The organism is Oleiphilus sp. HI0061, assembly GCF_001635675.1.
Genome location: NZ_LWFE01000984.1, coordinates 1 through 410, shown reverse-complemented (window position 1 = coordinate 410; position 410 = coordinate 1). Strand labels below are relative to the sequence as shown.

General features: G+C 44.9%; 1 protein-coding gene. It reads right to left on the bottom strand.

Going from position 1 to position 410, the window contains the following annotated elements; translation table 11 throughout:
- Positions 1-225: 225 nt before the first annotated feature.
- The coding region (locus A3735_RS31900; protein ID WP_231882544.1) for a hypothetical protein at positions 226-410 on the bottom strand (185 nt) is incomplete at its 5' end.

Here is a 410-nt window from a genome sequence, read left to right as displayed (position 1 = left end):
CAAAAACACCTTAGATGGCAACTTTACCGGATTCCCTAGGAACACACCACCGACGAAGCCTCTACAAATTCAAATGTGCCTGAGAAGCTTAAACAGCAGAGCGGAACAGTGGGAAAACGTGCCACCTACCCTAAAACTTTAAACGGAGGAATACATGATAAGAAACGAGCATTCCCTGGCGAATATTGAGCCTTAACCCTAAAGGCAAAAAAACATTTAACGCTTTTATAAACGGCGCACGGCTCTATCGTGCGTCCAACGCAGGCCACGTTTCTTTGTGGCCGGAGTGATGTTTGATGAACTGGTTAGATGTTTTAGAACACCCAAGTAGAACAACACCACGTTGTGTAGCCGAAGGCGGAACTTTAGTTCGTTGCCTGTGGCTAAAATAATTAAGTTGACGACTTTAC